This window comes from Streptomyces sp. IBSNAI002 (assembly GCF_052244475.1).
Classification (GTDB): Bacteria; Actinomycetota; Actinomycetes; order Streptomycetales; family Streptomycetaceae; genus Streptomyces.
This window is the reverse complement of the sequence record NZ_JBQPXG010000002.1, coordinates 3,604,911-3,629,651: the sequence shown is the minus strand read 5'-3', so window position 1 is coordinate 3,629,651 and position 24,741 is coordinate 3,604,911. Positions and strand designations below refer to the sequence as shown.

The window sequence follows — 24,741 nt, the reverse complement described above, 5'->3', positions numbered from 1 at the left end:
GCGCCCCCGGCCATGCCCGTGCTCCGACCCTCCCGAAGGCTCCGCCGGTCCGGGGTGCCGCTCCTGGCGACCGCCGCCCTGTACGCGGCGGCCGCGACGGCCGCCGCGACGCCCGCCGCGGCCGACGAGCCCGGCTGGACCGCCGAGCCCGCCGCCGGAGCGGCCGCCGCCGCCCGGCCCGGCGCCGACCGCCCGTTCTTCTACCTCGCCGGGACCCCCGGCACCGTCCTCGAGGACCGCATCGCCCTGGCCAACACCACCGACCAGGAGCGCACGATCACCCTGCGCGGGGCCGACGCCTACAACACCCCCGACGGCGCCTTCGCGGTCCGCCCGGCCGGGCCCGCCGCCGAGGGCCGCCCGCAGGGGCCCGGGACCGGCGCCGGATCCTGGATCAGCTTCGGTGCCGGAGCCACCGTCAAGATCCCGCCCCGGACCCGCGCGGTGGTCCCCTTCACGCTCACCGTGCCGCCCGCCTCCCCGCCCGGCGACCACCCCGCCGCCGTGGTCGCCACCGAAGCCGGCCACGAGGTCGGCGTACGGGTCCACCTGCGGGTCAGCGGCCCCACCTTGGCCGCGCTCACGGTCGAGGACGTCGCCGTACGGGGCAGGGGCTCCGCCGCCGTCGTCTCCTACACCCTCGTCAACCGCGGCAACGTGGCCCTCGCCCCCGAGCTGGGGCTCGAGGCCGAGGGACTCTTCGGCGAGGTGCCCGGCCGCACCGGCCGCGCCCTGCCCGTGGAACTGCTGCCCGGCCAGCGGGTGGAGCTGACCGAACCGTGGCCCGGAGCCCCGGTCCTGGACCGGGTGAGCGTCACCCTCACCGTCACGGCCCCCGGCGGCGCCCGCGCGGTGGCCGCCGGATCGCGCTGGCTCGTGCCCTGGAACCTCGTCGGCTGGACGGGGGCCGGCCTGCTCGGCCTCGGCGGGACCACCGCGGCCGCGCTGTACCTCGTACGCGCCCGCCGGCCCCGCCCGGACCCGTCGCACGACGCGCCGCCCGCGGCCGGACCTGTCCCTGCACCGGAACACGAACTGACGGGAGCCTCCCGGTGAGAAGACTCGGAGCCCTGCTCGCCGCCGGGCTGGCCGTGTGCGCGCTGGCCCTGCTCCCGGCGCCCCCGGCCGCCGCCGACGAGGGCAAGGCCGCCGTGGCGCTCTCGCTCCAGGAGGCCGCCAAGGGCACCGAGATCACCGTCACCGGCACCGGCTGGCGGGCCAAGACCCTCGTGATGCTGCTGGTCTGCGGGCAGAACATGATCGGCGGCACCAACAGCTGCGCCAACGCCGACGGCGTCGCCGTATCGGTCGGCGACGACGGGCGCTTCGCCGCGCAGCTGCCCGTGGTGGCGCCTCCCAAGCCCTGCCCCTGCGTCGTCAACGTCACCTCCGTCAACGGGGACCAGTCCACCGTCGCCGCCGCGCTGAAGATCACCGACCATCCGGTGGCCGAGCTGCCCGCCGAATCCGGCACGGCCCGCCTCGCGATGCTCACCGGGGTCCGCCTGGAGGGCGACGACGGAGTGCTGACCTGGTTCGGGGCCCCGCCCAGCCGGACGTTCAAGGTCACCGTCGGCAACCTCGGATCCGCCCCCGTCAAGGACCCGGTCTTCCAGCTCGGCACCGCCCACGGGGTGTTCGCGCCGCTGTGGGAGGAGGTCCGGTGGAAGGGCACGATCGCGCCCGGGGGCAAGGCGGAGGTCGCCCTGAACGTGGCCCTCACCGCCGGCGCCCACGGGGACTACACCGTCTCCCTCAAGTACGGCGAGACCGTCGTGGCCACCCAGCCCTGGGGCGTGGACCGGCCGTACGGGGTCCTGCTCTTCTGGGGCCTGCTCCTGCTGGTCGTCCCGGCCGCGGTGTTCCGCGTCGGCATGGCCGTCGTCGACCGGGTCCGGCCGCGCACCGCGGCCGCCGGCCGCCACCGCGGCGCCCGTGTCCCCGAGGCGGCGGCCGCCGTGACGGCCCGCCTGCCCAGGATCCCCGCCGTACGGGGGCCCGCCCGCGCGGCCTCCGGCCCGCCGGCCGATGCCCCGCCGGCCCCCGAGACCCCCACGGCGGTCCTGCCGTGGTTCACCCCGGACAGCGCGCCGGAGACAGCACCGCAGACGTCCGCACCGTCTGAGAACCGATCGACGACGAAGGGACATTCGTGAAGACCCAACGGAGGGTGAGCGCGGCCGTGGTCGCGCTGCTGCTCGGCGGCGCGGGTATCGCCATCTCGGCTTCTCCCGCCGTGGCCGCCGAGGCCACGTTCAAGGTCAAGTGCGTTCCGCCGGCCGGCGGAGGCGACCCGGTGGAGGGCGAGACCACCGCCAAGATCACGGCCCCGGCCACCGCAAAGGTCGGTGACGAGGTCGAGGTGGTCTGGGAGACCGTCAAGCCCGCATCGAACAACACGGACCTGATGGACATCCCGAAGGACTCCGTACAGCCCACCGGCTGGATCGCGGTGGGCGGCGCCGGAACGGGCGAGCTGAAGGTCGTCGGGGAGAAGAAGAACCCGCCGATCCCGAAGAAGGCCCCCATGGTCATGTCGCCCATGAAGGCCAAGCTGAAGCTCACCAAGGCCGGCAAGATCACCCTGACCCCCGGCAAGTACGAGGTCGCCGTCTCGTTCTCCTTCGGCACCTTCGTCACCAAGTGCGCGCCGACCGGCGAGGTGAAGGGCGGGGCGACCATCGACGTGGCGGCCGGCTCCAGCGGCGGGACGACCGACGGAGGCACCACCAACGGAGGCAACACCAACGGAGGCAACAACAACGGCGGCACGGCCAACGGCGGCACCACCAGCGGCGGGGGAGGCGGCCAGACCGACTTCCCGGGCAAGGCCGTCGAGGTCGCCTTCGACTGCGGCCCGGTCGTCCCCGGCGGCATCAAGACCCCGGTGACGATCAACGCGAAGAAGAACGGCGGCAGCTACGACCTGACCGTCAAGACGGCGAAGGGCGCGATGGCCGCGCCCATGGCCCTGCCCGCGGGGGCCCTCAAGCCCTCGATGAACGTCAAACTCGGCGGCGCGGACAGCGGCACGGTCAAGGTCGCGGGCCCCGCCAACGCGGAGCCGATCGCGGACAAGGCCCCGGTCAGCCTCAACGACATGACCGGCACCTACAAGCCGGGCAAGACCGGCAAGGTGACGCTGAGCCCGGACCAGCTGACCATCGACGTCACGATGGCCCCGGGCTCCACGCCGATCAACGTGCCCTGCAAGGCGACCAGCAGCGGCGTCTCGCTGGAGCTGGACACCACCGCCCAGGCGGGCGGCTCCGGCTCGCCCTCCACCACGGGCGCCACCACCAGCGGCCCGGGCGGACTCGCCGACACCGGCGCCGAGGACGAGGGCGGCATCAAGGCCCTGGCCCTGGTCGCCGGCACGGTCATCCTGCTCGGCGGCGCGGTCTTCACCTTCACCCCGTGGCGCCGCCTGCGCGGCACCAGGTAACCGGCACGCGAAACGGCCCGGCACACCTTCCGGTGTGCCGGGCCGCTCGTGTGGCGAAGGGGGTGCGTCAGTGCACGGAGCCCATCATCGACTGGACCTTCTTGCGGTACGAGTAGACCGCGAAGCCCGCGAGCACCGCCGCCAGGGCCTCGAAGCCGATCACCCACGTGCCGTTCAGGTCGACACCCGCGATGGAGAGCAGGCTGGTCGTGCAGTCACCGGCGGTGACCGCGAGGAACCAGACGCCCATCATCTGGGAGGCGTACTTCTGGGGCGCCATCTTCGTGGTGACCGAGAGGCCGACCGGGGAGAGGCACAGCTCACCGATGGTCTGGATCATGTAGATCGAGACGAGCCACATCGGGGAGACCATGGTGCCGTCGCCGGCCATGTTCATCGGGACGATGAAGACGAAGAACGAGGCACCGACCAGGACCAGGCCCATCGCGAACTTCACGATGGTGTTCGGCTCCTGGTTCTTGCGGGCCAGCCACAGCCACAGCCAGGCGAAGACCGGGGCCAGCGCCATCACGAACAGCGGGTTCAGCGACTGGTACCAGGTGGCCGAGAAGCCGAGACCGAAGATCGTGTCGGCGGTCTTGGAGTCCGCGAACAGCGACAGCGTCGAGCCGCCCTGGTCGTAGATCATCCAGAAGACGGCGGCGGCGATGAAGAACCAGATGTAGGCCGTCATCCGCGACTGCTCGGGGTTCGACAGGTCCTTGTCGCGCTTGATCCGCGTCAGCACGGCGACCGGGATGATCAGGCCGGCCAGGGTCAGCGGGACCAGGGCCCAGTTCAGGGTGTAGTAGCCCAGCCAGACCACGGCGCCGTAGAAGACGGCGATGCCCGCGACCCAGAGCAGGACCTTCCTGATGACGGCGGTGCGCTCCTCGGGAGTCAGCGGGTTCGGGACCTCGCTGCTCTTCGGGCTCAGGTTCTTGGTGCCGATCAGGAACTGGGCGAGGCCCAGGCCCATGCCGACGGCGGCGAGGGCGAAGCCCAGGTGCCAGTTGTGCTCCTTGCCGACCGTTCCGACGATGAACGGGGCGACGAAGGCACCGAGGTTGATGCCGATGTAGAAGATCGTGAAGCCACCGTCGCGGCGCGGGTCCTCCGGGCCGTCGTACAGGTGGCCGACCATCGTGGAGATGTTGGCCTTCAGCAGACCGGAACCGGTCGCGACGAGGATCAGACCGACGAAGAACATCGCCTGGCCGGGAAGCGCCAGCGACAGGTGGCCACCCATGATCACGAAGCCGGCGATCGCGACCGTCTTGCGGGCACCCCAGACGCGGTCACCGAACCATCCGCCCGGCATGGCCATCAGGTAGACCATGGAGACGTACACGGAGTAGATGGCCGTGGTGGTGGCCGCGGTCATCGCAAGGCCGCCGCCCTGGCTGCCCGTGGCGGCGTCGGCGCCGCCCGAGACCAGGTAGTACACGAGAAGTGCGCGCATGCCGTAGTAGGAGAAGCGCTCCCACATCTCGGTCATGAACAGCGTGGCCAGGCCACGGGGGTGGCCGAAGAAGGTCGGTTCCGCGGACGGATCCGCCGAGTCCTTCGTCAGGCTGGAAGCCATGGTCGATCCTTGCTTGCTCGGGACGCGTGGCTTCGTGAGCCCAACAGCGCCCGGTGGGGGGTGGCCGGCACCGGCATCGAAGGTCCCACCCCACGCCCGGGGGTCTCGTCCCCGTGGGGTTCGGGGGCGAAGAGACATCCGTAACCGGGATCCACGCCCGGCCGCGCATCATCGCGCGGCGGGCCCGGCCCACAGGTCATTCACTGTCATCAAGCCCGGACCGGCAGTCCGTCAAGACTGCCCGTTCCGGTCAGGACAGAAATAGAGACCTTCGGCGCGGTTTTCGGCACAAAGGTCCCTGAGGTAGTGCATCAGGCGTCTCGACACCATACGACACGACAGGGCGGCATAAGGAAGGACTTGAGATATGGATCACAGGTCATCGAGGAACCGTCTGACCATATTCGAAGGTGGTTAGTGGTTCGTACGCACAGATAGACAGGGGCGTTCCCGGGGCCCCCTCGAACCAGTCGCCTCGGACTACCATCACCCACATGACGCGTGTACTGCTCGCCGAGGACGACGCATCCATCTCGGAACCCCTGGCCCGCGCCCTGCGCCGGGAAGGGTACGAGGTCGAGGTCCGGGAGGACGGCCCCACGGCCCTGGACGCCGGACTGCAGGGCGGCGTGGACCTCGTCGTCCTGGACCTGGGCCTGCCGGGCATGGACGGCCTGGAAGTGGCCCGACGGCTGCGCGCCGAGGGCCACGGCTTCCCGATCCTGGTCCTGACCGCCCGCGCGGACGAGGTCGACACGGTCGTCGGCCTCGACGCCGGCGCCGACGACTACGTGACCAAGCCGTTCCGCCTGGCCGAGCTGCTGGCCCGGGTCCGGGCCCTGCTGCGGCGCGGCGCCGCCGAGACCGCCCAGCCGCCCGCCACCCACGGCGTGCGCATCGACGTCGAATCGCACCGCGCCTGGATGGGCGAGGAGGAGCTCCAGCTCACGGCCAAGGAGTTCGACCTGCTGCGCGTCCTGGTCCGCGACGCCGGCCGGGTCGTCACCCGCGACCAGCTCATGCGCGAGGTCTGGGACACCACCTGGTGGTCCTCCACCAAGACCCTCGACATGCACATCTCCTGGCTCCGCAAGAAGCTGGGCGACGACGCCGCCAACCCCCGCTACATCGCCACCGTCCGCGGCGTCGGCTTCCGCTTCGAGAAGAGCTGAGCAGCTCCCACGCCATGCGCCGCCGCCTGATCAACTCCACGCTCGCCGTCGTACTCGTCGTGATCGCCGTCTTCGGCGTCTCCCTGGTCATCGTGGAGACCAGGACCATCACCAGCAGCGCCCAGGACCGCATCGAGTACGAGGCACAGCGCCTGGTCGGCATCGTCGAGGCGAACGTCCTCGAACGCGAGCGCGTCGACCCGCAGGCCCTGTCCGACCAGCTGGACGTCGGCCACCACGCCACGATCACCATCCCCGGGCAGGCCACCGTCGAGGTCGGCCACCGGATCGACGAGGACGTCATCCGCGGCACCGCACGCGGTGAGCAGGGCGAGCTCGTGGTCGTCGAGGAAGCCCGCTCCACCGTGACCAAGGAGGTCGGGCGGACCCTCGCGGTCGTCGGCGCCGTCGCGCTGCTGGCCGTCGTGGCGGCCGTCCTGCTGGCCGTGCGGCAGGCGAACCGGCTGGCCTCCCCGCTCACCGACCTCGCCGAGACCGCCGAGCGCCTCGGATCGGGAGACCCGCGGCCCCGGCACAAGCGCTACGGGGTGCCCGAGCTGGACCGGGTCGCGGACGTACTGGACTCCAGCGCCGAGCGGATCGGGCGGATGCTGACCGCCGAGCGGCGGCTGGCCGCGGACGCCTCGCACCAGCTGCGCACCCCGCTGACCGCGCTGTCGATGCGGCTGGAGGAGATCACGGTCACCGAGGACCTGGAGACCGTGCGGGAGGAGGCGACCATCGCCCTCGCCCAGGTGGAGCGGCTCACGGACGTGGTCCAGCGGCTGCTCACGAACTCGCGGGACCCGCGGACCGGCTCGGCGGTCCCCTTCGACCTCGACGAGGTCGTCAAACAGCAGGTGGAGGAGTGGCGGCCCGCCTACCGCAGCGCCGGCCGCGCCATCGTGCGCTCGGGCAAGCAGGGCGTACGGGCCGTCGGCACCCCGGGCGCGGTCGCCCAGGTCCTGGCCACGCTGGTGGAGAACGCACTGATGCACGGCGGCGGCACCGTCGCCCTGCGCACCCGGGTGATCGGGAACCAGGCGGTGCTGGAGGTCACGGACGAGGGGCCGGGGGTCCCGCCGGACCTCGGCAACCGGATCTTCGAGCGGGCCATCAGCGGCCGGAACTCCACCGGCATCGGCCTGGCCGTCGCCCGGGACCTCGCCGAGGCGGACGGCGGGCGGCTCGAGCTGCTCCAGGCGCAGCCGCCGGTCTTCGCCCTGTTCCTGAGCCGGACGGCCCGGGAGCACTCGGAGCCGGAGAAGACGGTCCGCTAGGGCATGGTCAGGGCTCGCGGCTCAGCTCGCCGCGGGTTCGGGTTCCGGCTCGGGCTGCGGTTCGGGCCTGCGGTCCGGCTTGGGCAGCGGGGCCGGCTCGGGTATCGGCTCGGCCTCGGCGGCCTGCGGCAGGGCCTTGAATACCCAGGTCCGGTACGACCAGAAACGGAAGACGGTCGCGGTCGCGATGCCGATGAACTTGAAGACGTTGGTGGCGACCGAACCGTCCCAGCCGAATCCGTACGTGGCCGTGTACAGCACGCCGTTCTCGATGACCAGGCCGATCGCGCTGAACCCGGCGAACAGGACCAGCTCCCGGGTCCGGCCGCTCTTGGCGCGGTCCCGGTAGGCGAAGTAGCGGAAGCCGAGGTAGTTCGTGGCGATGGCGACCACGGTCGCTATCACGCTCGCGCGCACCACCTGGAGGTCCGTCGTGTGCCGGATCAGGTTGAAGACACCCAGGTTGACCAGCACGCCCAGACCGCCCACGGCGCCGAACTTGGCGACCTCACGAACGAGACCGCGTACGCGTTCGAGGACGGGTCCGTTCCCCGGCGTGCTCATCTGAATGGTCAGTCCCTGTCGGTCACCGCCCCGCACGGGGGCGTCCGCTGTTCTCCGTCAACCCCTCCATGGTAAGTGTCGCCCCTCCGGTCCGTCTGTGCCTTCGGGCACCGTGCGACGCACGGCACACCGGCGGCCGCGCGCCAGGGGCACGTCCGGATGGCGGAATACCGCCGGATACCCTGGAGAAGTGACGTTCCCGGTAGTCGGCATGGTCGGCGGCGGACAGCTCGCCCGCATGACCCACGAGGCGGGTATCCCCCTCGGCATCAGATTCAAGATCCTCAGTGACACCCCACAGGACTCGGCGGCCCAGGTCGTGAGCGATGTCGTCATCGGCGACTATCGCGATCTGGAGACGTTGCGCGCCTTCGCGCGCGGCTGCGACGTGATCACCTTCGATCACGAGCACGTGCCCACCGAGCACCTCAGGGCCCTGGAAGCGGACGGCATCCCCGTCCGCCCGGGGCCCGACGCGTTGGTGCACGCCCAGGACAAGGGGGTGATGCGCGCCCGCCTCGACGAGATCGGCGCGCCGAGCCCCCGCCACCGGATCGTGAGCGATCCGGCGGACGTGGCGGCCTTCGCGGACGAGGTGGGCGGCTTCCCCGTCATCCTCAAGACGGTGCGCGGCGGGTACGACGGCAAGGGCGTGTGGTTCGTCCGCACGCCCGAGGACGCGGAGGCCCCCTTCAAGGCGGGCGTCCCGGTCCTCGCGGAGGAGAAGGTCGAGTACGTCCGCGAGCTCGCGGCCAACATCGTCCGCTCCCCGCACGGCCAGGCCGTCGCCTACCCCGTCGTCGAGTCCCGCCAGGTGGACGGCGTCTGCGACACGGTGATCGCCCCGGCCCCGAACCTCTCGGAGGCCCTGGCGGGCGAGGCACAGGCCCTGGCCCTGCGCATCGCCCAGGAACTCGGCGTGACCGGCCACCTGGCCGTGGAGCTGTTCGAGACCACCGACGGCCGCATCCTCGTCAACGAACTGGCCATGCGCCCGCACAACAGCGGCCACTGGACCCAGGACGGGGCCATCACCTCGCAGTTCGCCAACCACGTACGGGCGGTCCTGGACCTTCCGCTGGGCGACCCGCGCCCCCGCGCCGCGTGGACGGTCATGGTCAACGTGCTGGGCGGGGACTACCCCGACATGTACGCGGCCTACCTGCACTGCATGGCCCACGACCCGCAGCTGAAGATCCACATGTACGGCAAGGACGTGAAACACGGCCGCAAGGTCGGCCACGTCAACACCTACGGCGACGACCTGGACGATGTGCTGGAGCGCGCACGCCACGCTGCCGACTACCTCAGAGGAACGGTCACCCAATGAGCACCTCCGCCGCAGCCCCCCTCATCGGCATCGTCATGGGGTCCGACTCGGACTGGCCGGTGATGGAGGCCGCAGCCAAGGCACTGGACGAGTTCGAGATCCCCTACGAGGTCGACGTCGTCTCCGCGCACCGGATGCCGCGCGAGATGGTCGCGTACGGGGAGCAGGCCGCCGACCGCGGGCTCAAGGCGATCATCGCGGGCGCGGGCGGGGCCGCCCACCTGCCCGGCATGCTCGCCTCGGTCACCCCGCTGCCGGTCATCGGCGTCCCGGTCCCCCTGAAGTACCTCGACGGCATGGACTCGCTGCTGTCGATCGTCCAGATGCCCGCCGGCGTTCCCGTCGCCACCGTCTCGGTCGCCGGGGCGCGCAACGCGGGCCTGCTGGCCGTACGGATGCTGGCGGCGCACGACAAGGAGCTGCTGGCCCGGATGCGCGACTTCCAGCAGGAGCTGAACGACCAGGCCACCGAGAAGGGCAAGCGGCTGCGGACGAAGGTCGCGGGCGCGGAGTCCTTCGGATTCGGCAAGTGAGCGCGGCGCGGCGCCTGGACGAGGCGCGCGAGCTGCTGGCCGAGCACCCCGTCGTGGACGGCCACAACGACCTGCCCTGGGCGCTGCGCAAGCAGGTCCGCTACGACCTGGACCGGCGGGACATCGCCGGCGACCAGTCGGCGTACCTGCACACCGACATCCCGCGGCTGCGGGCCGGCGGGGTCGGCGCACAGTTCTGGTCCGTGTACGTGAGCACCGAGCTGACCGGCGACGAGGCGGTCAGCGCCACGCTGGAACAGGTGGACGCGGTCGGCCAGCTGATCAGCCGTTACCCCGCCGACCTGGTGCGGGCGCTGTCCGCGGACGACATGGAGGCGGCCCGCGCCGACGGCCGGATCGCCTCGCTGATGGGGGCCGAGGGCGGCCACTCCATCAACAACTCGCTCGCCACCCTGCGCGCCCTGCACCAGCTGGGCGTGCGGTACATGACGCTCACGCACAACGACACCATCGACTGGGCGGACTCGGCGACCGACGAGCCCCGGCACGGCGGTCTGAGCGACTTCGGCCGCGAGGTCGTCCGCGAGATGAACCGCGTCGGCATGCTCGTGGACCTCTCGCACGTGGCCGCGACGACGATGCGCGACGCGCTGGACGTCACGGCCGCACCGGTGGTCTTCTCGCACTCCTCGGCGCGCGCGGTGTGCGACCACCCGCGCAACATCCCCGACGAGGTGCTGGAGCGGCTCCCGGCCAACGGCGGGGTGGCGATGGCCACCTTCGTCCCGAAGTTCATCCTCCCCGCCGCCGTCGAGTGGACGCTGGCCGCGGACGAGAACCTGCGGGCCCACGGCCGGCACCACCTGGACACCACGCCCGAGGCGATGGCCCTGCACCGGGCCTTCGAGGCGGAGCGCCCGCGCCCGGTGGCCACGGCCGCCACCGTCGCCGACCACCTGGACCACATGCGCGAGGTGGCCGGGATCGACCACATCGGCATCGGCGGGGACTACGACGGCACGGCCTTCACCCCGTCCGGTCTGGACGACGTGGCCGGCTACCCGAACCTGATCGCGGAGCTCCTCACCCGCGGCTGGTCGAAGCCGGACCTGGCGAAGCTGACCTGGTCCAACGCGGTACGGGTGCTGCGCGACGCGGAGTCGGTGGCGCGGGACCTGTCGGCGTCCCGGGGCCCGTCCAACGCGGTGATCGGCTAGACGGCCCAGCTGCGGAGGGGTGTGGCAACCGGGTGTGACCTGCGGGTTACACCCGAATGCCACATCTGCCGGGCGACCGGGGCGTCCCGCGTGTCACGGTGGCAGCAGCTCTCCCTGCTGCCGCCGAGACCGGAGCGAACGCCATGGCCGACCTGCAGGATGAACCCCACTCCGTGGGCATCGGGGCGGAAGACCTTCCCGCCCCCACAGCGGTGACCAGCGCCCTCGACCGGGCCGCCGCGCTGCTGTCCGTACATCCCGTCGCGGACGGGTGCAACACGCTCGTCTGGACCTTGCGCCAGAGCCCGTACCACGACATCGACACGTCCGACGCCGGGGTCGACACCGACATCCCGCGGCTGCGCGCCGGGGGAGTGGGCGCCCAGTTCTGGTCGCTGCTCACCCCGGGCGAGGCCGCCGCCGACGACCAGGCGGTCTCCGACACCCTGGAACAGATCGACGTGGCGCTGGCCCTGGTGCGCCGCTACCCCGACAGCCTGACCCTCGCGCTGACCGCGGACGACATGTCGGACGCCCGCAACCGCGGCCGCATCGCCTGCTTCCTCGGGCCCGTGCCCGGCCGTACGCTGACCGACTCCCTGAGCCCGTTGCACGCCTTCCACGCGCTGGGCGTACGGATCTTCGCGCCGGCGGGAGCGCCCTGGGCCCAGCAGGACCTGGCGGCCTTCGGCCACGAGGTGGTCCAGGAGGCGAACAGGCTGGGCATCCTGCTGGACCTGACCGGATGCCCGTCGCTGACGGCCCGCCGGATCGCGGCGGCCTCGAAGGCGCCGGTGATCGTCTCGAACACGGCGGCCGCGGCCCTGAACCCGCATCCGGCCAACGTGACCGACGAGGTCCTGCTGGCCCTGCGGGAGGCGAACGGCCTGGCGATGATCACCTTCGACACCGCCCGGACCGGGGACTCCCTGCACGCGGTCGCGGACCACGTCGACCACGTCCGGGCCGTCGCCGGCCCGCACTGCGTCGGCCTGGGCGCCGCCTTCGGCACCGAACCGGGCAACTCCCGCCCCACGGGCCTGACCGATCCCTCGGGCTACCCCCGGCTGATCGCGGAACTCCTGGACCGAGGCTGGCCGGAAGCCGACCTGGCCCTCCTGACCTGGGGCAACACCCAGCGCGTCCTCCGCGACACGGAATTCACCTCCCGAGCCGCCCACCACCGCCGCGCGACGCCTTCCTGACGCTCGGCCTACGCGTGCGGGCGGCCCATCGCCCGGTAGGTCCACCCGGCCGCCCGCCACACGGCGGGGGCGAGCGCGTTGCGCCCGTCCAGGATCAGCCGGTCGGTCACGACCCGGCCCAGCTCCGCCGGGTCGAGCTCGCGGAACTCGCGCCACTCGGTCAGGTGGAGGACGACCTCCGCGCCCCGGGCCGCCTCCACCGCGGAGTCCGCGTACCCCAGCGTCGGGAAGACGCGCCGCGCGTTGTCCATGCCCTTGGGGTCGTAGACGGTGACCTGCCCGCCCTGGAGGTGGATCTGCCCGGCCACGTTCAGTGCGGGCGAGTCCCGGACGTCGTCGGAGTCCGGCTTGAACGTGGCGCCGAGCACCGCGACCCGCTTGCCGAGGAACGACCCGCCGACGGCGTCCCGCGCCAGCTCCACCATGTGCCCGCGCCGCCGCATGTTGATCGAGTCGACCTCCCGGAGGAAGGTCAGCGCCTGGTCGGCCCCCAGCTCGCCGGCCCGCGCCATGAAGGCCCGGATGTCCTTCGGCAGGCAGCCGCCGCCGAAGCCGATCCCGGCCCGCAGGAACTTCGCGCCGATGCGGTCGTCGTAGCCGATGGCCTCCGCCAGCTTGACCACGTCACCGCCCGCGGCCTCGCACACCTCCGCCATCGCGTTGATGAAGGAGATCTTGGTCGCGAGGAAGGAATTCGCGGCGGTCTTCACCAGCTCGGCCGTCGGGAAGTCCGTGACCACCAGCGGAGTCCCCTCCGCCATCGGCGTCTCGTACACCTCCCGCAGCAGCTTCTCGCCCCGCTCGCCCTGTACGCCGATCACGATCCGGTCGGGGTGCAGGGTGTCCTGCACGGCGAAGCCCTCCCGCAGGAACTCCGGGTTCCAGGCCAGCTCCACGTCCGCACCCGCCGGCGCCAGCTCCGCGAGCTTCGCGGCCAGCCGCTGCGCCGAGCCCACCGGCACGGTGGACTTGCCGACCACCAGCACCGGCCGCGTCAGGTGCGGGGCCAGCGAGGCCATCGCGGAGTCGACGTACGACATGTCACACGCGTACTCGCCGTGCTTCTGGGGAGTGTTCACACACACGAAGTGCACGTCGCCGAATGCGCCGACCTCCTCCCAGGAGGTCGTGAACCGCAGCCGCCCCGTCGACCCCGGCAGCCCGGCCACGTGCGCGGACAGCAGCTCCTCCAGCCCGGGCTCGTACATCGGCACCCGGCCCGACGCCAGCAGTTCGATCTTCTCGGGCACCACGTCCAGCCCCAGCACCTCGAACCCCAGCTCCGCCATCGCCGCGGCGTGCGTCGCGCCGAGGTAACCAGTGCCGATCACAGTGATCCTGAGGGGGGCCATGGGTGCTCCGTACAGTTGCGGGGGTGCGGCGGGCCGTTCGCGGCCACTGAGCATAGTCGGGCCGGTCGCGGGGGACGTTCTCCAGTGGCGGCCCCGTTGTCTCCGGCAGCCGGCCCCGCTGTCACGCAGCTCACGTGGGCGGTCCATACCGCCATCCGTGCAGTGGCCACTAAGCTTGGGTTACTTAACGGTAGTTAGCATCACGCATCACCCTGGGGAGTGAGAGATCTTGGCGGGTTCTGCCGACTTCGACCTGTACCGCCCGGCCGAGGAGCACGACATGCTCCGCGAGTCGGTCCGCTCGCTCGCCGAGGCGAAGATCCTGCCGTTCGCCGCCGCGGTCGACGAGGAGTCCCGCTTCCCGCAGGAGGCCCTCGACGCCCTCGTCGCCAGCGACCTGCACGCCGTCCACGTCCCCGAGACCTACGGCGGTGCCGGCGCCGACGCCCTGGCCACCGTGATCGTGATCGAGGAAGTGGCCCGCGTCTGCGCCTCCTCCTCCCTGATCCCCGCCGTCAACAAGCTCGGCTCGCTCCCCGTGATCCTTTCGGGTTCCGAGGAGCTCAAGGCCAAGTACCTCGGCCCGCTCGCCAAGGGCGACGCGATGTTCTCGTACGCGCTCTCCGAGCCGGACGCGGGCTCCGACGCCGCCGGCATGAAGACCCGCGCGGTCCGTGACGGCGACTTCTGGGTCCTCAACGGCGTCAAGCGCTGGATCACCAACGCGGGCGTCTCCGAGTACTACACGGTCATGGCCGTCACCGACCCGGAGAAGCGCTCCAAGGGCATCTCGGCCTTCGTGGTCGAGAAGTCCGACGAGGGCGTCTCCTTCGGCGCCCCGGAGAAGAAGCTCGGCATCAAGGGCTCCCCGACGCGCGAGGTCTACCTCGACAACGTCCGCATCCCGGCCGACCGCATGATCGGCGCCGAGGGCACCGGATTCGCCACCGCGATGAAGACCCTCGACCACACCCGCATCACGATCGCCGCCCAGGCGCTCGGCATCGCCCAGGGCGCCCTGGACTACGCCAAGGGCTACGTCCAGGAGCGCAAGCAGTTCGGCAAGCCGATCGGCGACTTCCAGGGCGTGCAGTTCATGCTCGCGGACATGGCCATGAAGATCGAGGCCGCCCGCCAGCTCACGTACTCGGCCGCGGCCAAGTCCGAGCGCGTCTCCGCCGGAGGTGACAAGGAGGACCTGACCTTCTTCGGCGCCGCGGCCAAGTGCTTCGCCTCCGACGTGGCCATGGAGGTCACCACGGACGCCGTCCAGCTCCTCGGCGGCTACGGCTACACCCGTGACTACCCGGTCGAGCGCATGATGCGCGACGCCAAGATCACGCAGATCTACGAGGGCACGAACCAGGTCCAGCGGATCGTCATGGCCCGCAACCTGCCGTAACACGCCCGGCCCGCACGCACGCGGACGACCCCCGGCAGGCCGCCGGGGGTCGTCCGCGTCGCGAGGGGCGGACCCGCGCGGTGCGGCGCGGGAGCGGGGGCCCGCACGGTGCCGGGGCATTTGGGGACACGCCCGGCACTACGGCCCCACCGGCGCGCGCCACCGCGCCACGCGCCGCCTACCGGCCCTTCGGGCCACTCGGATGGGCTAAATTTGGGCCTTCGTACGCAGGAATCGGTTGGGGAGAACGCACATGACGGAAGCGATCCTGCTGGTCGGCGGACAGGGGACGCGGCTGCGCCCCGTGACGGTGAACACACCGAAGCCGATGGTCCCGACCGCAGGCGTGCCCTTCCTCGCCCACCAGATAGCCCGCGCCGCCGCCGCCGGCGTCACGCACATCGTGATGGCCACCTGCTACCTCGCCGAGGTCTTCGAGCCCTACTTCGGTGACGGGTCCGAGTTCGGCGTCCACCTCGAGTACGTCGTCGAGGACGAGCCGCTCGGCACCGGCGGCGCCATCCGCAACGCCGCCCGGCTGCTCACCGGAGACCCGGACTCCGCGGTCCTCGTCTTCAACGGGGACATCCTCACCGGCCTGGACATCGCCGGCCTCGTCGCATCCCACAAGACGGCCGACGCCGACGTCTCCCTCCACCTGGTCCGCGTCGAGGACCCGCGCGCCTTCGGCCTGGTGCCCACCGACTCCGAGGGGCGGGTGCTGGCCTTCACCGAGAAGCCGCAGACCCCCGAGGAGATCATCACCGACCAGATCAACGCGGGCTGCTACGTCTTCCGCCGCAGCGTGATCGACTCCATCCCGGCGGGCCGCCCGGTCTCCGTCGAGCGCGAGACCTTCCCCGGCCTGCTGGCCTCCGGCGCCACGCTGCACGGCGTCACCGAGAACACCTACTGGATGGACCTGGGCAGGCCCGAGGCCATCGTCCAGGCCTCCGCCGACCTGGTGCGCGGCGTGGTCTCCTCCCCGGCCGTCCCCGGCCGGCGCGGCGAGTCCCTCGTACTGCCCGGTGCCCAGGTGGCGGCCGGGGCCAAGCTGTCCGGCGGCACGGTGGTCGGAGCCGGGGCCCGGATCGAGGCCGGAGCGGTAGTCCAGGGCTCCATCGTCCTGGAGGGCGCCGTCATCGGCGCCGACGCGCAGGTGAGCGCCGCCCTGGTCGGCGCGCGCGCCTCGGTGGGCGAGCGGACCGTGCTCGACGGCGCCGTCATCGGCGACGACGCCCGCGTGGGGGCCGACAACGAGCTCCGCTCGGGCGCCCGGGTGTGGTGCGGGGCGGAGCTGCCCGCCGCCGCCATCCGCTTCTCGCCGGACGCCTGACCCCCCGCAGGGCCCACCGGCCGCCGCGGGACCCGCAGGGGTCCGCGGGGCCGCCGCCGGGGTCACTGCCCCCGGACGGTGACCTTCTCGTCGTTCTGGATCTGCTTCACCAGCTGCTGGACCTTCGCCTTGTCCCAGACGAGGTTGCCGCCGCGCTGCCCGGAGATCGGCATGTTCATCGACACGCCGTCACCGCCGTTGACGCCCTTCATGGCGAAGAACATCTGGCCCATGTCGTACAGGCCCATGTCCTTGTCGACGATGAGCGTGTCCAGGCCGGCGCCCAGCAGCGGGTAGAGGTCGAACGGGTTGAGGACCGTGGACGGCGTCGCCGCCTGGCTCGCCAGCGCCGACAGGAACTTCTGCTGGTTCTTGGTGCGCTGGAGGTCGGACTCGGCGAAGGCGTACCGGGTCCGTACGAAGGCCAGCGACTGCTCGCCGTTCAGGGTCTGCTTGCCGGCCTTGAAGTCGGCGCCCGACTTCTCGTCCTTGAAGCCCTCCTCGATGTCCAGCTCCACCCCGCCCAGCGCGTCCACGATGTTCGCGAAGCCGGCGAAGCCGATCTCCGCGTAGTGGTCGATCCGCAGGCCGGTGTTGTGCTCCACCGTCCGCACCAGCAGCTCGGGGCCGTCCTCCGCGTACGCGGCGTTGAGCTTGACCCGGCGGCCCTGCGCGGGGAACTTCTTGCCCGACTGGGAGCCGACGAAGGACGGGATCTCCACGTCCGAGTCGCGCGGCAGCGAGATCATCGTGTTCCCGCTGGAGCACTTCGCCAGGATCATCATCGAGTCGGTCCGCTTGCCCTCGGCCGAGCCCGTGTGGAGCTTCTTCTTCTCCTCGTCGGACATGCCCTCGCGGCTGTCGGAGCCCACGATCAGGTACGTCGTGCAGTCGCCCTCCTTCGGGCGCTCGATGACCTTCGACAGGTCGACCTCGCGGCGCACCTTGGAGTCCGCCCAGAAGTACGTGGAGACCGTGGTCACCACCAGCGCGGAGACCAGCACGATCGAGCCGACCTTGATCCGCTTGCGCCAGTCCGGGGCCGCGCCGGGCCTCCGCCCGGGGCCGCCGGGCCCCGACGGCGGCTGAGACGGCCCGCCGGGCCCGCCGGGGCCCGCGGGCGACCCGTAGACCTGGCCGGTGTTGTAGCCGCTGTCGTAGCCGCCGTACGTGTCGTGGCGCTGCCCGTGCTGCGGGGGCACCGAGGGCGCGGGCGGCGGCCCGGGCCGCCGGGCGGGCGGCGGTACCGCCGGGCGCGGGGGCTGCTGCCGCTGGACGTGCCGCATCCGCCGCGCGCCCTCGGGCTGCGATCCCGCGCTGCCGCGCCCGTACCCGTCCTCGCGCCCTTCAGGCCAGTCATTCATGCGCCCAAGGATGCCTGCCCGGGCGTGTCGCCCGACAGCCCGGGGGGCTTTCCGTTCCGGTCCTGTTGCAGAGCTGATGCCTCCACCGCGCATCTAAGGTGTGCGTATGACAGAGATACCGGGCGAGCTGCCCGGGAAGCCGACCGCGGCCTCCCGTACGACCCTCAGCCACATCATGACGGCCAACGACACCAACCTCCTCGGCACGGTGCACGGCGGCGTGATCATGAAGCTGGTCGACGACGCGGCCGGGGCCGTGGCCGGGCGCCACTCGGGCGGCCCCGCGGTCACCGCGTCCATGGACGAGATGGCCTTCCTCGCACCCGTACGGGTAGGCGACCTCGTGCACGTGAAGGCCCAGTGCAACTGGACGGGCCGCTCCTCCATGGAGATCGGCGTACGGGTCCTCGCGGAGCGGTGGAACGAGTCCACCCCCGCCACCCAGGTCGGCAGCGCCTACCTCGTCTTCGCGGCCGTGGACGCCGAGGGCAAGCCCCGCCGGGTCCCGCCCGTGCTCCCGGAGACCGAGCGGGACGAGCGGCGCTACCAGGAGGCCCAGATCCGCCGCACGCACCGGCTCGCGCGCCGCCAGGCGATCATGGCCCTGCGCGAGGAGCGGGCCGCCCAGGGCTTCGACGACTGAAAACCGGGCCCACCGGGCCCCGCCGGCCCGCGCCCGCGGCTCAGCGCGCCGCGCAGGTCACCTCGTCGCCCGTCAGCACCCCGGCGGTGCCCTGGTAGGGGTCCTCCGCCCGGACCGGCACCACCTTGCGGTAGTCCGAGCCGGCGATCACCACCACGGTCCGGCCCTGGCGCGCCACCGCCCGCAGCTCGCTGCCGGGCAGCGCGGCCGCCACCGAGCGGGCGGAGCGGTCCCAGCGCGGGTCGTACGTGATCACCGTGCGCCGCACGTCGCGGCCGGCGCCGTTGCCCGGGGCCCCGGTGGTGTCGAAGCCGGTGGCGCGCAGCGCCGCGTCCACCCGGCCGCCCAGTCCGTCGATCCGGGTGCCGTTCTCCACCTGCACCCGGACCTGCTTCGGGGGCACGTCCACCGGCACGGCCGCGGCCCGCCCGCCGGTGTTCCCGGGCCGGGGCGTGGCCAGCGGCCGGTCCTGGCGGAGCGCCTCGAAGAGCTTGGCGGCCTTCGGTTCGTCCCACTTCACGGTGGAGCCGATGCTCTTCACCCGGAAGGAGGGGTCGCCGACGGGCACGGAGGCGAACTCCGAGGAGGAGGGCGTGAAGTCCCGCATCGCCTGGCCCAGAGCGAGCATCTGCTCCGAGCCGAAGCCCCGGTCGGCCCGGACCGAGCCCAGCAGGGTGGAGCTGACCTGCTTGAACTTGACCGGGTTGAGCAGCACCCCGCCGGTGGTCGCCTGCTTGATCAGGGCGGCGAGGAACCGCTGCTGGCGCTGCATCCGGCCGAGGTCGGAGGCCCCGTCGATATGGCGCGAGCGCACGTACTGCAGGGCCTGTCCGCCGGTCAGCCGGTGGGTGCCGGGCAGCAGGTCGAGGCCGGTGTTCGGGTCGCGCATGGTCTTGGCGGTGCAGATGTCCACGCCGCCGATCGCGTCGACCGTCTTCATGAAGCTGGTGAAGTCGACCTCCAGGTAGTGGTCGATCTTCACCCGGGTCATGTTCTCGACCGTCCGCACGGTCAGGTTGGGGCCGCCCTCCGCGTAGGCGGCGTTCAGCTTCACCGGGTGCGCCTTGTGCGCCTTCCCGGTGACGAGGTCGTGGTGCGCGGGCACCTCCGCGTAGCTGTCGCGGGGCAGGCTGATCACGCTCGCCCGCTCCCGGTCCGCCGACAGGTGGACGAGCATGATGGTGTCGGTGCAGCGGCAGGGCGCCCCGCCCAGGCGGTACTCGCGCTTCTCCTCCGGCGTGATCTTCTCCCGGCCGTCGGTGCCGACCAGCAGGAAGTTCAGGCCGTGCCCGGCCTGCGGGCGGTTCTTCATGTCCTTGAACGGGTCCACCCGCTCGATCCCGGTGTCCAGCCCGGTCATCACGGCGTGCCCGACGGCCCCGCAGCCCAGCACCACCACCGACAGCCCGGCCGCGATCCGCACCCCCCACCGGGGTCTGTCGCCCCCGGGCCGGGCCGGACCGCCGCCGGCACCGCCGCGCCGTGCGCGCTGTGGCTGGGGCGGCCTGGCGGGACGGGTGGGACGGTGCGGCTGGGGCACGGTGGACACCTCCGCGGGGACAGCAGGGGAAACGATCGGCCTGGATCTGATTCGTCAGAACAGTAGGCCCATACGATCAGCCTCTGTCCTTACCGCTCACTCGGCGCGCACCCGGTTCCCCCGTACGCGGTAACGTGACACCGATACCCGACCTTGAAGGACCACATGCCCGCCCAGCAGCCCGCAGTCTCGGTGATCATGCCGGTGCTCAACGAGGAGCACTACCTCCGCGACTCCGTCCGCCACATCCTGGAACAGGAGTACGCGGGCGAGATGGAGGTGGTGATCGCGCTGGGGCCGTCCACGGACCGCACCGACGAGATCGCCGCAGAGCTCGTCGCCGAGGATTCCCGAGTCCACACCGTTCCGAACCCCACGGGCCGGACCCCGGCCGCGCTCAACGCCGCCATCAAGGCCTCGCGTCACCCGATCGTGGTACGCGTCGACGGCCACGGCATGCTCTCGCCGAACTACATCGCCACCGCCGTGCGCCTCCTGGAGGAGACCGGTGCGCAGAACGTCGGCGGCATCATGCACGCCGAGGGCGAGAACGCCTGGGAAGAGGCCGTCGCCGCCGCGATGACCTCGAGGATCGGCGTCGGCAACGCGCCGTTCCACACCGGAGGCCAGGCGGGACCGGCCGAGACCGTGTACCTGGGCGTCTTCCGCCGCGAGGCGCTGGAGCAGCAGGGCGGCTACAACGAGGAGTTCATCCGCGCCCAGGACTGGGAGCTGAACTTCCGCATCCGCGGGGCCGGCGGCCTGATCTGGTTCTCCCCGGAGCTGAAGGTCCAGTACCGGCCGCGGCGTTCGGTGCGGGCCCTGGCCAAGCAGTACAAGGACTACGGGCGGTGGCGCCACGTCGTGGCCCGCTACCACTCCGGCTCCATCAACCTGCGCTACCTGGCCCCGCCGGTCCTGGTCTGCGCGCTCGCGGCCGGCGTGGTCGTGGGTGCGGCCGTCACCCCGCTCGGCTTCGCCGTCCCGGCCGGCTACCTCGCGGCGATCGCCGTGGGCTCCGTCCCGGCGGGCAAGGGCCGCTCCCTCAAGGCCCGGGCGCAGATCCCCCTGGCCCTGGCCACCATGCACCTGTGCTGGGGCTACGGCTTCCTGACGAGCCCGCGCTCGCTCGCGAACAAGCTCATCGCGACCCGCCGCCCGGCCGTGCACCGGGACCCGTCGCAGGTCTGAGCGGTACGAAGGGGCCCGGTGTGGCGGCTGTGAACCGAACAGCCGCCGCACCGGGCCCCTTGTGCGTACGCGTGCGCACCCGCTACCAGGTGAAGCCCTCCTGGACCGGCATGCAGGCCTTGTCGTTGTCGCCGTTGAGGGCGTGGGCGGAGGTCGGGGCCACGGTCGGCGCGGGCGGCGGCGGGGTCGGCGCGCCGCCGGACCGCCAGTCCTTGCCGACGAACAGGACGATTCCGGGGACCTCGGCGGACTTCTGCACCGCGGTGGCGGGCAGGCCGAGCGCGGTCGCGACGGAGGCGGCGTCGGCCGCCTGGGCGTCGGTGGCGAAGCGGACCACCGTGGTGTCCTCGGCGCCGGTCTGGGTGTCGGCGGTGGCCTTGGTGAAGCCCTTGCCCTTCAGCAGCGAGGCGACGTCGTTCGCCCGGAGCTTGACCTTGGCTTCCGCGCCGTCCTTGCCGCCGGTGGCGTTGCGGACGGAGACCGCGACCTTCGCGGGCGCCGAGGCCGGGGCGGTGGACGGGGCCGTGGACGGCTGGGCCGGTGCGGAGGGGCCCGCGGAGGTGCCCGGGGAGGTGCCCGGCGAGGGGGAGGCGCCGCCTTCCGGGGTCCCCGAGCCCTTCCCGTCCAGCGCGATGTCCTCGCGGACCATGCGGAACAGGGCCTCGGCCTCGCTGGGCATCGGCTCGACCCGCCCGTCCATGCCGGGCCGCGTGCTGTAGACCCACGGCATGGTGGTCATGGTGATCCGCCCGGGCGAGACCTTCTTGAGCTCCATGCTGAGGTCGTACAGCTTGTCGATCTTGTTCAGGCCGGTGTCCACGACCATCGCCTCGATCGCGGCCTGCGCCAGGCTGTTCAGCTTCACCGGGTTGGTGAGCTTGGCGTTCTTGCGGAACTCGCGGGCCATCGAGTTCATGTACTGGTGCTGCGCGTGGGTCCGGGCGATGTCGGTGCCGTCCTCGAACCCGTAGCGGGTGCGCAGCCACTGGAGGGCCGTCTCGCCCTGGATGATGCTCTCGCCCTTCGGCAGCTTCAGGCCGGAGCCCTTGCCGTCGCGGGTGCGGGAGTGGACGTTCTGCTCGACGCACACCGGGACGCCGCCGATGGCGTCCGCCATCGACACCACGCCCTTGAAGTCGATCATCATGAAGTGATCGATGGGGATCTTGGTCAGCTCGGTCCAGGCGGCGACTGTGCAGCCCGGTCCGCCGCGCTGGAGCGACTCGTTGGTCTGGACGAGCCCCTTGCTGGCGGGGTGGACCTTGCCGTTCGGCTCGGTGCACTTGGGCATCGTCAGCATCGTGTCGCGCGGCATCGACACCACCGACATGTTGCTGCGGTCCGCGGACAGGTGCAGCAGCATCTGCACGTCCGCGAGCGGCGGGCCGTCGAAGGTGTTCGTGGCCCCGCCGAGGGCCTGGTTCGCCGCGTCGTCGCGGGCGTCGGAGCCGATGAGCAGGATGTTGAGGGGGGTCTGGCCGAAGGAATTGGGCTTGGAGCCGCCGAGTTTGGTCTCGCCGAGGTTCAGCGCGTCCGTCTTGATGCTGCCGTTCAGGTGGCGGTAGTAGAGGTAACCGCCCGCCGCCGTCGCGAGTATGAGCAGGGACAGGACGGAGGACACCCACCGCAGCACCCGCCGCCGGCCCCGCCTGGTGGACCGGTCGGCCGCCCGCCGGGCGGCCCGGGAGCCGCCCCGCGGTGGGGGTATCGAGCCGGACCCGCCCGCTCCGCCGCCGGATATGTCCCCGGCGTCCGGGGCGGCCGTCCCCTCCCCTCGCACGCTGCTGTGCCTCACATGTCCCCCCTCAAGATCCTGCTGTGGTCGTTACCGTGCCTGGCACCGCCGGCGGTGCCCCGTTACTTGGCGCAGACCGCCTTGTCCGCCTGGGCCTGCTGGACGTCCTTGGGCAGCTCCTGCGGAACCGGAGCCCCCAGCGGGGCACCCGGCTGCTGGAAGTCGGGGCCCAGCGTCAGCTTCATCGGCGTCTTCGCCGCGGCGTCCGCCGTCCCCATCTTCAGAGCGGTGGCCGGCAGCCCCAGGGCGTCGGCCAGCGCCCGGGCCTGGTCGGCCTGGTTGGGCGCGTACTCCAGCTGCGTGGCGCCGACCTTCGCCGGCGCGTTGCCCTGGTTGCTGGCCTTGGACATGCCCTTGGTGTTCTGGAGCCAGTTCAGCGTGGTGGAGGCGGAGCCCTTGGGCCCGCCGCCGTTGTACACGCCGACCCGCACGTCCGCCGCCGGTGCCCGGTTGCCCTGGAGCAGGGCGTCCTGCTTGGCCTTGGCGTCCGCGTCGGCCGCCTCCTGCGCGGCCTGCTCCTTCTTCTCGACCTCCGTGAGCGAGACGTCCCCCCGGATCATCTGCAGCAGCGGTTCGGCCAGATTCCTGTCCACCACGACGGTGGCCTTGACCTTCTCGGCCGGGTTGTCGAGTACCGGCATGGTCGTGAAGGTGACGTTCTTGAGGTCGATGTCCTTCAACTCACCCGCGAGATCGGTGAGTTTGTCGATGGACCCCAGTCCCTGGTCCACGGTCAGCGACTTGGTGGCCGCCTCCGCGAGCGAGAAGAACTTCTTCGGGCTGGTCAGCGTCTCCTTCGACTTCATCTCGCGCATCATCGAGCCGAGGAACTGCTGCTGGGTCTTGATCCGGTCCAGGTCGCTCTCGTTGCCGAAGGCGTGCCGGGTCCGTACGAAGGCCAGCGCGTCCTCGCCCGCCAGCCGGTGCTCGCCCGCCGGCAGCTTGAGCTTGGAGTCCTGGTCGTCGACGGCCTTCTCCAGGCAGACGGGCACCCCGCCGACGGCCGTGCTCAGGGTCTTCACCGCGTTGAAGTCGACCATCATGAAGTTGTCGATCTCTATCCCGGTGAGCTCCTTGACGGTGCGCATCGTGCAGCCCGCGTCGCGGCCCTCCTGGCCCAGGCTGTTGTTGAAGCGGGTGCCCTTCGTGCCCTTGATCTCCTTCGTCGTGCCGTCGGGCTGCTTGGTCGGGCAGGACGGGATGTCGGTGATCAGGTCGCGCGGGATGGACAGCGCGGTGGCGTTGGAGCGGTCCTTGGCGACGTGGAAGAGGATCGTGGTGTCGGCGTGGCCGACGCTGTCCTTGTCCCCGTAGCCCTCGTTGCCGGAGCCGCTGCGCTTGTCGGTGCCGATGACCAGGATGTTGATGGCCTGGTCCTTCTTGAAGCCGCCGGTGCCCGCGCCCGCGATATCGGTGACGCTGAGGTTGCCGTTCAGGTGGTCGTAGTAGAAGTACGCCGCCGCGGCGCCGCCGACCAGCAGGAACGCGAGCGTTCCGCTGGTGATGAGCAGCGCCTTCTTGCGGCGCCCGCCTCCTCCGCCGCCCTTGCGGGAACGGCCGCCGCGCCGGCCGCCGGGCGGGCCGTCACCGCGCCGCGGCCTCGGGACGGCCGGGGACGGTGCGACGGGCTTGCCGGGTGCGGAGGGCGACGGCGCTCTGCGTGGAGCGGCCACCCCCGGCCCCTGCTGGTGCGCTGCGGAGTCGCCCAGTCGCAGTTCGTAGTTGCCGGTGCGGGGATTGAGCACCCACTGGTCTGCGGGGTCGATCTCGTCGGCCCGCCCACGGCTTTGCGCATCCACGGTTGCTCGAATCCTCCGTCGGGTGCC

At 71.8% G+C, this 24,741-nt stretch carries 20 protein-coding genes; 13 read left to right on the top strand and 7 right to left on the bottom strand.

Going from position 1 to position 24,741, the window contains the following annotated elements:
• Positions 1-12: 12 nt before the first annotated feature.
• From ACTVZO_RS17505 to ACTVZO_RS17495, 3 genes are read left to right on the top strand one after another with little or no spacing between them, the layout of a single operon-like run.
• Positions 13-1,056, top strand: coding sequence for a COG1470 family protein (locus ACTVZO_RS17505; protein WP_443299267.1), 1,044 nt, complete (start codon positions 13-15; stop codon positions 1,054-1,056).
• Positions 1,053-2,156 (top strand): hypothetical protein, encoded by a 1,104-nt coding sequence (locus ACTVZO_RS17500; RefSeq protein ID WP_443299266.1) that lies wholly within the window; start codon positions 1,053-1,055, stop codon positions 2,154-2,156. The genes ACTVZO_RS17505 and ACTVZO_RS17500 overlap by 4 nt, the downstream gene beginning before the upstream one ends.
• A complete protein-coding gene (locus tag ACTVZO_RS17495; RefSeq protein WP_443299265.1) occupies positions 2,153-3,445 on the top strand; it encodes a hypothetical protein in 1,293 nt (430 codons plus the stop codon). Before ACTVZO_RS17500 ends, ACTVZO_RS17495 begins: the two co-directional genes overlap by 4 nt.
• A gap of 67 nt (positions 3,446-3,512) precedes the next feature.
• Here the strand turns inward: ACTVZO_RS17495 and ACTVZO_RS17490 are convergent, their stop codons facing one another.
• Entirely contained in the window at positions 3,513-5,030 is a 1,518-nt protein-coding gene (locus tag ACTVZO_RS17490) for a peptide MFS transporter (RefSeq protein ID WP_443299264.1), read from the bottom strand.
• A gap of 494 nt (positions 5,031-5,524) precedes the next feature.
• Here ACTVZO_RS17490 and ACTVZO_RS17485 point away from each other — a divergent pair, with 494 nt between their 5' ends.
• Together ACTVZO_RS17485 and ACTVZO_RS17480 are read left to right on the top strand one after the other, a co-directional pair.
• The gene (locus ACTVZO_RS17485) at positions 5,525-6,202 is read left to right on the top strand and encodes a response regulator transcription factor (protein WP_069920540.1); all 678 of its coding nucleotides are present in this window, start codon (positions 5,525-5,527) and stop codon (positions 6,200-6,202) included.
• Positions 6,203-6,216: 14 nt separating this feature from the next.
• Positions 6,217-7,482 carry an ATP-binding protein gene (locus tag ACTVZO_RS17480; protein ID WP_443299263.1) on the top strand — a complete coding sequence of 422 codons (1,266 nt, stop codon included), beginning with the start codon at positions 6,217-6,219 and terminating at the stop codon, positions 7,480-7,482.
• A 21-nt stretch (positions 7,483-7,503) separates the two neighbouring features.
• Here the strand turns inward: ACTVZO_RS17480 and ACTVZO_RS17475 are convergent, their stop codons facing one another.
• Positions 7,504-8,046: a GtrA family protein gene (locus ACTVZO_RS17475; protein ID WP_443299262.1), complete on the bottom strand. Its 543-nt coding sequence runs from the start codon at positions 8,044-8,046 to the stop codon at positions 7,504-7,506.
• Between the two features lie 190 nt (positions 8,047-8,236).
• On the opposite strand from ACTVZO_RS17475, the gene ACTVZO_RS17470 reads away from it, so the two are divergent.
• The 4 genes from ACTVZO_RS17470 (at position 8,237) to ACTVZO_RS17455 (ending at position 12,292) form a co-directional block, all read left to right on the top strand.
• Positions 8,237-9,376, top strand: a complete 1,140-nt coding sequence (locus ACTVZO_RS17470) for a 5-(carboxyamino)imidazole ribonucleotide synthase (protein WP_443299261.1) — start codon at positions 8,237-8,239, stop codon at positions 9,374-9,376.
• Entirely contained in the window at positions 9,373-9,909 is a 537-nt protein-coding gene (gene purE / locus ACTVZO_RS17465; protein WP_443299260.1) for a 5-(carboxyamino)imidazole ribonucleotide mutase, read from the top strand. The genes ACTVZO_RS17470 and purE overlap by 4 nt, the downstream gene beginning before the upstream one ends.
• Positions 9,906-11,087: a dipeptidase gene (locus ACTVZO_RS17460; RefSeq protein ID WP_443299259.1), complete on the top strand. Its 1,182-nt coding sequence runs from the start codon at positions 9,906-9,908 to the stop codon at positions 11,085-11,087. The genes purE and ACTVZO_RS17460 overlap by 4 nt, the downstream gene beginning before the upstream one ends.
• A gap of 143 nt (positions 11,088-11,230) precedes the next feature.
• Positions 11,231-12,292 carry a membrane dipeptidase gene (locus tag ACTVZO_RS17455; RefSeq protein ID WP_443299258.1) on the top strand — a complete coding sequence of 354 codons (1,062 nt, stop codon included), beginning with the start codon at positions 11,231-11,233 and terminating at the stop codon, positions 12,290-12,292.
• Positions 12,293-12,300: 8 nt separating this feature from the next.
• On the opposite strand, the gene ACTVZO_RS17450 is transcribed toward ACTVZO_RS17455, so the two are convergent.
• The gene (locus ACTVZO_RS17450; protein ID WP_443299257.1) at positions 12,301-13,644 is read right to left on the bottom strand and encodes a UDP-glucose dehydrogenase family protein; all 1,344 of its coding nucleotides are present in this window, start codon (positions 13,642-13,644) and stop codon (positions 12,301-12,303) included.
• Between the two features lie 229 nt (positions 13,645-13,873).
• On the opposite strand from ACTVZO_RS17450, the gene ACTVZO_RS17445 reads away from it, so the two are divergent.
• On the top strand, positions 13,874-15,046 hold the full coding sequence (locus tag ACTVZO_RS17445; RefSeq protein ID WP_351298970.1) for an acyl-CoA dehydrogenase family protein: 1,173 nt from the start codon (positions 13,874-13,876) through the stop codon (positions 15,044-15,046).
• A 253-nt stretch (positions 15,047-15,299) separates the two neighbouring features.
• Complete coding sequence (locus tag ACTVZO_RS17440; RefSeq protein ID WP_443299256.1) at positions 15,300-16,382, top strand: sugar phosphate nucleotidyltransferase; 1,083 nt, start codon at positions 15,300-15,302, stop codon at positions 16,380-16,382.
• 62 nt (positions 16,383-16,444) lie between these two features.
• On the opposite strand, the gene ACTVZO_RS17435 is transcribed toward ACTVZO_RS17440, so the two are convergent.
• On the bottom strand, positions 16,445-17,746 hold the full coding sequence (locus ACTVZO_RS17435; protein WP_443299255.1) for an LCP family protein: 1,302 nt from the start codon (positions 17,744-17,746) through the stop codon (positions 16,445-16,447).
• A 106-nt stretch (positions 17,747-17,852) separates the two neighbouring features.
• Here ACTVZO_RS17435 and ACTVZO_RS17430 point away from each other — a divergent pair, with 106 nt between their 5' ends.
• Positions 17,853-18,389, top strand: coding sequence for an acyl-CoA thioesterase (locus ACTVZO_RS17430; protein ID WP_361752045.1), 537 nt, complete (start codon positions 17,853-17,855; stop codon positions 18,387-18,389).
• Between the two features lie 40 nt (positions 18,390-18,429).
• On the opposite strand, the gene ACTVZO_RS17425 is transcribed toward ACTVZO_RS17430, so the two are convergent.
• Positions 18,430-19,929, bottom strand: coding sequence for an LCP family protein (locus ACTVZO_RS17425; RefSeq protein WP_443299254.1), 1,500 nt, complete (start codon positions 19,927-19,929; stop codon positions 18,430-18,432).
• A 165-nt stretch (positions 19,930-20,094) separates the two neighbouring features.
• Here ACTVZO_RS17425 and ACTVZO_RS17420 point away from each other — a divergent pair, with 165 nt between their 5' ends.
• Positions 20,095-21,120 carry a glycosyltransferase family 2 protein gene (locus ACTVZO_RS17420; RefSeq protein WP_443299253.1) on the top strand — a complete coding sequence of 342 codons (1,026 nt, stop codon included), beginning with the start codon at positions 20,095-20,097 and terminating at the stop codon, positions 21,118-21,120.
• 82 nt (positions 21,121-21,202) lie between these two features.
• Here ACTVZO_RS17420 and ACTVZO_RS17415 read toward each other — a convergent pair whose 3' ends face one another.
• Positions 21,203-22,915, bottom strand: a complete 1,713-nt coding sequence (locus tag ACTVZO_RS17415) for an LCP family glycopolymer transferase (RefSeq protein WP_443299252.1) — start codon at positions 22,913-22,915, stop codon at positions 21,203-21,205.
• 62 nt (positions 22,916-22,977) lie between these two features.
• Positions 22,978-24,714 (bottom strand): LCP family protein, encoded by a 1,737-nt coding sequence (locus tag ACTVZO_RS17410; protein WP_443299251.1) that lies wholly within the window; start codon positions 24,712-24,714, stop codon positions 22,978-22,980.
• Between the last annotated feature and the right edge of the window lie 27 nt (positions 24,715-24,741).